This is a genomic window from Bathymodiolus platifrons methanotrophic gill symbiont (assembly GCF_002189065.1).
GTDB lineage: Bacteria > Pseudomonadota > Gammaproteobacteria > Methylococcales > Methylomonadaceae > Methyloprofundus.
The window spans coordinates 1-9,308 of record NZ_BDMN01000380.1; the positions used below are offsets into that span (position 1 = coordinate 1).

Below are 9,308 nucleotides of genomic sequence, written 5' to 3' on the forward strand. Positions count from 1 at the left end.
ATTATGATAGCAGATAACGTCGGGAAGGGGGATTTATGCGACAGAACCTAAAAGAACTCGTCTTATTGGAGGACGATTTAAAGAATTATTTGCCAAAGGCGAACCATGTTGAGAAGTTTGATTTTAAAATTGAAAATGATCAACTCACTAACTCCTCAAATAAGGTGTTGGGAGGTATTGAGCTTCAGAGAATTAACGAAGATGGATCTATTGGTTGGATCTTAAGAGTGTCAGAAAGTAAAAAAGGGATATATCAGACTGTAATTTGATACAGCATTCATTAACCAAATAAGTCAGCATGCGATCCACACCTCACTAAAATCAGCTCATTCTCTTTATCATTAACATCCCAAATTAATAAAAAATCAGGTTGAATATGGCATTCTTGGTGAGGTTTCCAATTGCCCGTTAAAGTATGTGGCTTATACTGTTTTGGAAGTGACTGTTTTTTAATCAAGTAATCTTTAATCAGTGATTTAAGTAGATTCGTATTTTTGTTGGGGTCACGTTCTGCTTTCTTTAAATCTTTTTTAAACTGGCTTTTTACTCTAATGCTGAGAGTCACTAAGCACCTCATTAAATAATGCATCAACAGAATCATAAGAGTCTTCAGTTACATCATCAGACATTGCTTTTAATGTTGTTTTATTAGGAATTTTAAGTTCAATAGGAAATTCTTGCCTTAGAGAGACTTGCGTTAGAAATAAGCGAATAGCTTCTGTCATACTCATTCCTAAGCCATCTAAAACTTGTGCAGCACTGTCTTTTAATTCTGAACTAACCCGAGCACGAACAATATCATTTTTTAATGTTTGCATAATTATTTAAAGCTAAAAATTATAGAGTTTAAATTGTAGCACTAAAGAGCCACACAGGTAATGACTATTATTTCCTAACCTGGGTGAAAAACTTGTTCAATTAACTTTATTCTCAAAGACAAATAGCTCTTCGTACCAAAACTTCCCTTCATTAGTAAGACGTTCGTCATTAACTTTGACTATTTTAAGGGTTCTGTCGCATAAATCCCCCTTCCCGACGTTACCTGCTAGGTTCTGTCGCAAAAAACCGAAAGCCACTATTATAAGGTTTAATCTCATCCCAAAAAGATTCACATGTTCAGCTAAAAATGGCGGTATTTTTTAAGGCATTATTAATCTGTATGCTAGGTGGTATATGACTTGAAAAGGTTCTGTCGCATAAATCCCCCTTCCCGACGTTATCTGCTATCATAATTCTCAATTTCAATAAAAGGTGGATCACATGCTCAGCTTCAAAGGTACTCACTTTCCAAAAGATGTCATTCTTTATGCTGTTTTCTTTTATGTCAGGTATGGTGTTTCGTATCGCGACCTTGAAGAAATTATGGAAGAAAGAGGTGTTGAAGTGGATCATGCTACGCTCAATCGTTGGGTTATCCGTTATTCTCCTGCCATTGCTGTAAAAGCTAAATCTCAGAAACGAGAAACCAATAAATCGTGGCGCATGGATGAAACGTATATCAAAGTGAAGGGGCAGTGGACCTATTTATACCGAGCTGTTGATAGTCACGGTGATACGCTTGATTTCATGCTTTCTGAGCGCCGTGATGAAGAGGCTGCAACCGCATTTTTCAAACAAACGATTAACAATAATGGCTTTCCTGATAAGGTCGTTATGGATAAAAGTGGCGCTAACTATGCAGGATTAGCCAATATTAACCTCTTGTTAATCCTAGCAGGGTTTACCACCATGATCGACATATTACAGGTTAAATATTTGAATAACATCATTGAGCAGGATCATCGATTTATCAAAAAAATAACAAAACCGATGATGGGCTTTAAAGCGTTTCACTCCGCTCAAGCAACCATTGATGGAATTGAAACAGCACATATGATCCGAAAGGGACAATTGTCTGAGGAAAATATTCCTGCTTATAAGCAGTTTATGGCTTTAGCAGGATAGTTATGCCTGAAGACCAGGAGGTCTGCGCTTTTGATAATTATTGCGACAGAACCTAAAAAACACGTCAAGATCCGGAAATTATTAAACCCTCAATCCTTATTTCATCATATCTATTTACAGGAAAGATTATGATTCCTAGCTTTCTTAAGCACATCTCACTGATCTGCCAATTTGAACTAAAAAGGCTTTTTGCTACCCGAAAAGGTCTTCTATATATGATCACTTTTGCCTTCATCTGGTATTTAATATTGCTTTACCCGATTCGTTTTTCTTCAGATTTTCTAAGCCAGCAAGAGAACACACCTGAAGGTAATAGTTTCTTTCAATTTATTGGCTTTGGTTCATTACTAAACTGGAGAATACCTGAACTTGGCGTGTACTGGAATTTCTCTCTGACTATATTTCCTTTACTAACAGTAATAACTTCTGCAGATCAAACTTGTTCAGATAGAAACAGAGGCACTTTACGCTTTCTATGCGTACGAGTCAGTAGAGGCAGTCTATTCTTTGGTCGATTCTCCGGAATTATGCTGACCCAGGCTATATTAATTCTCGCAAGCTTATTAACTACCATAGCGCTGATCGCTTTTCGTGATACAACACTGCTACCGGTCGCATTCAACAGTGCTTCGGCAATATTTCTTAGCTTAGTCATTGCCTTGCTGCCTTTTACAGCGATGATGGCGGCACTGTCCGCTACTGTTCAGTCTGCCCGGCAAGCTACAACCTGGGCCATCTTAATCTGGATTTTTTTGGCCTGGATTATAAGTATCTTCTCCGCTTACCTGCCTGCATTGAATAGTTTGAAGCTTCTGATTCCTGGCTATCAAATATCAAACCTGTATCAATTAGCAGAATGGCAAATTCTGCAACTGGCATATATTCCCTTACTCCAGACCATAATACTACTATCCATAGGTCGCTGGATTATACATAGACAAAGCTTATGAATGCTCCGATTATAAAATGCCATAACCTTAGCCATAGCTATTCTGGCAAAGCAGCACTGAGTAATATCAGCTTTATTTGTGAATCAGGTGAACCTATTGGCTTAGTCGGCCCAAATGGGGCGGGTAAAAGCACTTTACTCAATATTCTATGTGGCTTTATGCGAAGTGCTTCAGGCAATGTGACCCTATTCGGGCATAAGCCTGGCGCATCTGCACTCAGCGGTAGAGTCTCAGCCTTGCCGCAGGATGCACGACTAGACCCGGCCTTTTCTATAGGTGAGCAGCTGTGTTTCTATGCACGTTTACAAGGCCTAAACACGCAACAAGCCAAGCATGAAACTAGTAGAGTGCTCGAAGCAGTTGCACTGAAAGATGTTTTAAAGGAAAAGCCAAGTGTACTTAGCCACGGCATGGCAAAAAGGGCAGCGATTGCTCAAGCTTTAATGGGTAAGCCGGAATTAATACTTCTGGATGAACCTACTGCTGGTTTAGACCCTGTAAATATGCGTAAAATTCGCACCATTATTACCGAGCTTTCACCCGTAACAACCTTTATTATCAGCTCTCACGACCTAGCTGAACTAGGCCGCCTATGCCAGCAAATGTTACTTTTGGACAAAGGCGTTATGAGCACTATGCAATTAAATGCCTCGGAAAATAATAAGCCTACTCGCTTTCTTACCTTGCAAATGGAGTCTTGCCCGGCACCCGATGTGCAGGCTAAATTTAATAACGTAGCGGGCATTTCTCGAGTTTCTAACCCACAAAAAAATGAGTTTATCATCGAATATAACCCTGAAATACAACCCAGTATGGACCTAAAAATCATTACTTGTATTAATGATAATAACTGGCAATACCGCCAGCTTAGTCAGGGTAAAACTCTGGAAGAAAAGCTGTTTTTTGACGGGATGTAAAAAAAATGGTTCTGTCGCATAAAGTTCACTTTTCCAGGTTATCTGCTATCATTAAGTTTAATTTTCTATATTAGGAACTCTCAAATGCTTAGTTTTAAATGGCGCCACTTTGAAAAAGAGATCATTCTCCTAAATGTCAGATGGTACTTGGCTTACCCACTCAGTTATCGCAATCTTGAAGAAATAGCGGAAGAACGAGGCTACCATGTTGACCACAGTACACTTAACCGCTGGGTTATCACGTATGCGCCTAAATTAGAGAAAGAATTTCACAAAAAGAAGCGTCCTGTGTGTGGGCGGTGGCGGATGGATGAAACCTATATTAAAGTCAAAGGAGAGTGGAAATATTTTTATCGAGCAGTTGATAAAGAAGGCAACACCATTGACTTTTTACTCACTGCAAAGCGTGATATGAAAGCAGCCAAGCGATTTTTTAAGAAAGCCATTAAGAGAAATGGTCTGCCTGAATTAGTCAATATAGATAAAAGTGGTTCAAATAAAGCAGCTCTTAAGAGCATCAACAAGGAAAACTCGGAAGCCCCTAAAGTGGATCCTATTGTCATCAGGCAATGTAAATATTTAAATAATATTATCGAACAGGATCATAGGAATATTAAACGAATCACTCGACCTATGCTGGGCTTTAAAAACTTCTATAGTGCTCAAAAAACATTAGCAGGTATTGAGCTAATGAAAATGATCAAAAAAGGGCAAATGATCGGAGGAGATGGTTTGTCTCCTGCAGGACAGTTTTATTCATTAGCCGCATAAAGACCGGTTATGACCGGTTTTTATGCGCACAATAAACTTTTGCGACAGAACCGGATTTAGAATAAGAGTTAGTAAAGAATTACGACAAGAATTTGTTTATATATGTCGCGCGCAAGGCAAAACGGCAGCACAAGTTGTACGAGAGTTCATGGCTGAATATGCTGATAAAAATAGACAAAAGATAAAAAGTGATTTTTTTGAAAAATAACCAGATATAAAAGATAGGCATTTTCTAAATGAAAAATAATATAAACAAACCTAAAATACTGTCTCTTTTTTCGGGTTGTGGTGGATTAGACCTTGGGTTTCATGATCAAGGGTATGAAACGATTTGGGCAAATGACTTTAATGAATGGGCTGTTAAAACTTTTAAGAGAAATTTGGGTGATGTGATAACCCATGGTGATATAGAAGAGATTAATCCATATTCTTCAGATATTCCTGATTGCGACTTAATTCTTGGAGGCTTTCCTTGCCAAGATTTTTCTATGATCTGGAAAAGACCTGGACTCAATGGGGAAAGAGGCAACTTATACAAAAGTTTTCTTCGATTTGTTGATGCTAAGAAACCCAAGGCTTTTGTGGCAGAAAATGTTAAGGGGCTACTGACAGCAAATAATAAGAAAGCTATAAAAACCATAATAAAAGATTTTGAAAATATAGCTCCTGGTTATTTGGTTAAGGCTAAACTTTATAATTTTGCCGATTACGGGGTTCCTCAGTTTAGAGAGCGTGTGCTTATTGTAGGAATAAGAGTAGATACGGGCTATGACTTTTCACATCCAAACCCAACACATGGTGCAGATCGAAAATATATTCATGTAACAGCTGGAAAAGCACTAGAGGGTGCAGAAAACGTTCCCTACAATAATGAGCATATGAATATAGCGCCTAAAACTGTAGAAAAATTAAAAATTATTTCGGAAGGGGGGAATTTTACGGATATTCCAAAAGATCATCCCTTATACGTTAAAGGCATGATTAGTCATGTGTATAGACGTATTCACAGGGATGAGCCTGCAAAAACCATAATTGCAGCTGGGGGTGGTGGTACATGGGGATACCATTATCCTGAGCCACGCGCTTTAACAAATAGAGAAAGAGCTAGGCTGCAATCATATCCAGATGACTTTTTTTTTGAAGGATCAAATGCTGAAGTTAGAAGGCAGATAGGTAACTCTGTTCCTCCCGTTGGCGTGTGGGAACTTGCTAAAGCTCTAAAGCCTCTGTTTTCAACTGATTATAAAAAGTGTGATTTATTGTCCATTCATAATGAATTACAAAATCTTTCGATAGAGCAGCGGATAAAACATGATGAAGAACAGCATAGGCTTATATCAAAAAGGGCATAATGGAGCTTTTATTATCTGATATACCACCTCTTAGACTTGGTAACCGCAGTTTTTCTGACTGCTTTGCTAGTCTTGTCCGTAATGCAGATTATATGCGGATTGCATCTGGATATATTTCTACAGAGTCCTTGACAGAAATTAAAAGGATAATTGAGAGTAATAACGGACCTTCTTTAGATTTAATAATAGGAATGCATTATTTCGAAGGCATCACTCGACCTCAATATGAAGCTGCCTCATATTTGAATAAATTTCTTATTTCTTCAGATATGGGAAAGGTTTCTGTAGTCACAACGTTCAAATTACATGGAAAAATGTATTCTTTTGAAAAAGAAGGGGAAGTTTTTGCAGGCATAATGGGTTCATCAAATATAAGCAGTATGATAGATAGCCACCGAAATTATGAAACGGATATATTGCTTACTGAAAAGAGTATTATTTATGAAATCAACAGTTTCTTAAAAAAAACGTCAAATATAACATCTAAACCAATATCCGATTGGTTGCCAGATTCATTTATAGAAAATAATAGACTTCTAGAAGGTCATGAGTCGGTTAGAAAAATAGATAATATAGAATTGTTAAAGATAAATAATGATTTAAACGGTGTGGTTTTTGATATTTCATTGAAGGCAACAAAAAGGCATCAAAAGAGTAATCTTAATGTTTATTTTGGTAAAGGCAGAGAAAATAAAAGCACGGGATTTATAAAACCTCGTCATTGGTATGAAGTAGAAATAATTGTTCCTAAATCTATTACAGATAAGAGAGATTACCCGAAAGCTGGCTTTCCTGATAAAGAAAGTATTATTGATGTTTATACAGATGATGGATGGAAATTTCAGTGCAAAATAAGTGGTGATTACAGCAAAAACTTTCGTTCGAATGATGATCTGAAAATATTAGGTAAATGGATAAAAGGACGGCTTGAAAATGCTGGCGTGTTGCATATAGGAGAGATAGTAACCGAAGAAATTTTAAAAAAGTATGGAAGAGATAGTTTTCAGTTAAAGGGTACTAACAGACATAACGTATGGTTTCTGGATTTTGGGATATAAATGAAAAAAATGCATTTGAAAAACTATTTACAACTTTTGGATGAGAGTGTTACTGGTGTGTCTGATTCAGTGAAGATGACAGTAGATGCTATTGTTCCTAAATATATTAAAAAATTTTCTTATCAGGAACATGTAACCGGCCTTCTTCTCGGGAATGTTCAAAGTGGTAAGACGGGGCAAATGTTTGGAATCATAGCTGCCACTGCGGATGAGCTTTTTCCTCTTTTTATACTGCTCACAACAGATAATATAAAACTTCAGGAGCAGACTTATAAGCGTGCTTTGCAGATGCTTGATACATTTAATGTCTGCGGAGAAAATGACGATGTTCGTTTTATACAAAAAGAATTACGTCAGCCTACTCTCGTTATTTTGAAAAAAAACACTAATATTCTGAAGGCATGGAAAAATCATATTTCTTCCTCTAAATTTTGTGAAGGAAGACCAATATTTATTATTGATGATGAAGCAGATGCCGCAAGTCTTAATACGAAAGTTAATCACAAAGAACAAAGCACGATAAACAAACATCTTGAAGATATAAAAAATATAGCCAGCAGCAGTATATATTTACAGGTAACGGCTACGCCTCAGTCAGTTTTGCTGCAAACCAACTTTTCCACGTGGAAACCGTCTTTTGTTCATTATTTTCCTCCAGGAAAAGGCTATCTTGGGGGCGATTTCTTTTACACAGATAAAGGTTCATATGCTGTACGGATTACAGATGATGAGTTAGATGATTTAAAAGAAGGAAGTGAATATATATCGGATGGCCTGCGTAAAGCTTTATTGTCTTTTCTAGTTTCTAGTGCTCATATTTTTTTATCTGGAGAAAAAGTGTGTAATTTCCTTATTCATCCTAGTGTTAGTATCAAGGATCATGAATCTGTTGCTGACAAAATAGGTGGTTTTCTTAATGAAATGCTGTACGGAGATATGCAAAAAGAATTATTGCCACAAATAACAGATGCATGGAGCGATCTTCAACAAACAAAACCAGATATAAAACCTCTATCCGAAATTAAAGAATTTATTGTGCAGGCCTTAAAAGGCATGGATATTAATATCTTAGTAATGAACTCAAAAAGTAACCATGAAATAGATAAAGATAAAGGAATGAATATAATTGTAGGTGGAAATAGTTTGGGCCGAGGAGTGACATTTCCTATGCTTCAAACCGTTTATTATTGCAGACGTTCAAAACGGCCTCAAGCGGATACTTTCTGGCAGCATTGCCGTATGTTTGGCTATGATAGAGACCCCGGCCTCATGAGAGTATATCTTCCCCCTTTTCTGCTTAAATTATTTACTGATTTAAACAGCGTAAATTCTTCTCTTATAAACCAGGTTGTCAAAAATGGGTTAGATGGAATAAGTCTGCTTTTGCCTCCTGGAATAAAGCCAACTCGTAAGAATGTTATTGATGAAGACTTTCTTAACCTTGTTGTTGGTGGTGTAGATATGTTTGCAGGTTATCCAAAGAAAAAACACGTTAGAGATATTGATTTAATGCTGGATAGCTTTGATGATGGCGCGGGATCTTATAATAAAGTGACATTAAAATTTATTACTGATCTTTTAGAAAAGCTTGAGAGTGAAAACAAAATAGACTGGGATCATGAGTCGTATATTGATTGTGTTAAAGCTCTTGAGGCGGATAAAAAAGCACAATCAGGAATTCTAATTGTACGTAAAAATAGAGATATAAAAAAAGCACCAAGAACAATGTTGTCAGAAGATGACCGTATGCTTGGAAGAAAATTCAAGAATAAGCCAGTATTGACTTTATATCGCATAGTAGGTGAAGACAAAGGATGGGAACATGATGGCGGAGCTAGATGGATGCCCAATATAAGACTGCCTGATAACATGGTTTTTTATAAAACATGTGACTGATCATTTATCTAAAAAAAACGCAGCTGGAACATGTCGCGTATTAAATCAGAAAACACATCACCCGAAATAAAAGTAAGAAAGCTGCTTCATAAATTAGGATATAGATTTAGAAGGTTCTGTCGCAAAAAAACAAATCACCCTATTACCTACGATCATAAGATTAAATTTCAGCCAAAGAAGATTCGCATGCTCTACCAAAGGTATTTATATTTTTCAAGCCGTTGCTTTTCTGAATGCCACATGATACTTGGCTTTCACATTAGATTATCGTTATTTTAATGATGTGGTGAGAATGTTTTTCTCCAGCATGGTGTTTTATCCATTTGTCGCATAAAAACAGGTTGCAGTTGATTTTTACACAAATATTAATTTTTTGCGACAGAACCCGGTATCTTCATCAGCACTGTAAGTCTCTATGTT

Annotated in this window: 11 protein-coding genes and 1 pseudogene; 10 read left to right on the forward strand and 2 right to left on the reverse strand. The window is 36.9% G+C overall.

The window, feature by feature from the left end:
- Nucleotides 1–35 precede the first annotated feature (35 nt).
- The gene (locus CDZ78_RS17895) at nt 36–269 is read left to right on the forward strand and encodes a hypothetical protein (protein ID WP_087871198.1); all 234 of its coding nucleotides are present in this window, start codon (nt 36–38) and stop codon (nt 267–269) included.
- Between the two features lie 11 nt (nt 270–280).
- Here CDZ78_RS17895 and CDZ78_RS17900 read toward each other — a convergent pair whose 3' ends face one another.
- Together CDZ78_RS17900 and CDZ78_RS17905 are read right to left on the reverse strand one after the other, a co-directional pair.
- Complete coding sequence (locus CDZ78_RS17900; RefSeq protein WP_230991087.1) at nt 281–565, reverse strand: type II toxin-antitoxin system YafQ family toxin; 285 nt, start codon at nt 563–565, stop codon at nt 281–283.
- Nucleotides 549–818 (reverse strand): type II toxin-antitoxin system RelB/DinJ family antitoxin, encoded by a 270-nt coding sequence (locus tag CDZ78_RS17905; protein WP_087871200.1) that lies wholly within the window; start codon nt 816–818, stop codon nt 549–551. Before CDZ78_RS17905 ends, CDZ78_RS17900 begins: the two co-directional genes overlap by 17 nt.
- 442 nt (nt 819–1,260) lie before the next feature.
- On the opposite strand from CDZ78_RS17905, the gene CDZ78_RS17915 reads away from it, so the two are divergent.
- The 9 genes and pseudogenes from CDZ78_RS17915 to CDZ78_RS24410 form a co-directional block, all read left to right on the forward strand.
- Entirely contained in the window at nt 1,261–1,944 is a 684-nt protein-coding gene (locus tag CDZ78_RS17915) for an IS6 family transposase (RefSeq protein WP_087871202.1), read from the forward strand.
- A gap of 128 nt (nt 1,945–2,072) precedes the next feature.
- On the forward strand, nt 2,073–2,894 hold the full coding sequence (locus CDZ78_RS17920; RefSeq protein WP_087871203.1) for an ABC transporter permease subunit: 822 nt from the start codon (nt 2,073–2,075) through the stop codon (nt 2,892–2,894).
- Complete coding sequence (locus CDZ78_RS17925) at nt 2,891–3,811, forward strand: ABC transporter ATP-binding protein (protein WP_087871204.1); 921 nt, start codon at nt 2,891–2,893, stop codon at nt 3,809–3,811. Before CDZ78_RS17920 ends, CDZ78_RS17925 begins: the two co-directional genes overlap by 4 nt.
- An 84-nt stretch (nt 3,812–3,895) precedes the next feature.
- A complete protein-coding gene (locus tag CDZ78_RS17930; protein WP_087871205.1) occupies nt 3,896–4,582 on the forward strand; it encodes an IS6 family transposase in 687 nt (228 codons plus the stop codon).
- 22 nt (nt 4,583–4,604) lie between these two features.
- Complete coding sequence (locus CDZ78_RS17935; RefSeq protein WP_087871206.1) at nt 4,605–4,790, forward strand: hypothetical protein; 186 nt, start codon at nt 4,605–4,607, stop codon at nt 4,788–4,790.
- Between the two features lie 28 nt (nt 4,791–4,818).
- Nucleotides 4,819–5,934 (forward strand): DNA cytosine methyltransferase, encoded by a 1,116-nt coding sequence (locus CDZ78_RS17940; protein ID WP_087871207.1) that lies wholly within the window; start codon nt 4,819–4,821, stop codon nt 5,932–5,934.
- On the forward strand, nt 5,934–6,992 hold the full coding sequence (locus CDZ78_RS17945; protein WP_087871208.1) for a restriction endonuclease PLD domain-containing protein: 1,059 nt from the start codon (nt 5,934–5,936) through the stop codon (nt 6,990–6,992). Before CDZ78_RS17940 ends, CDZ78_RS17945 begins: the two co-directional genes overlap by 1 nt.
- Complete coding sequence (locus tag CDZ78_RS17950) at nt 6,993–8,888, forward strand: Z1 domain-containing protein (RefSeq protein ID WP_087871209.1); 1,896 nt, start codon at nt 6,993–6,995, stop codon at nt 8,886–8,888.
- A gap of 27 nt (nt 8,889–8,915) precedes the next feature.
- Nucleotides 8,916–9,167, forward strand: a pseudogene (locus CDZ78_RS24410) (hypothetical protein); the annotation flags it as partial.
- Between the last annotated feature and the right edge of the window lie 141 nt (nt 9,168–9,308).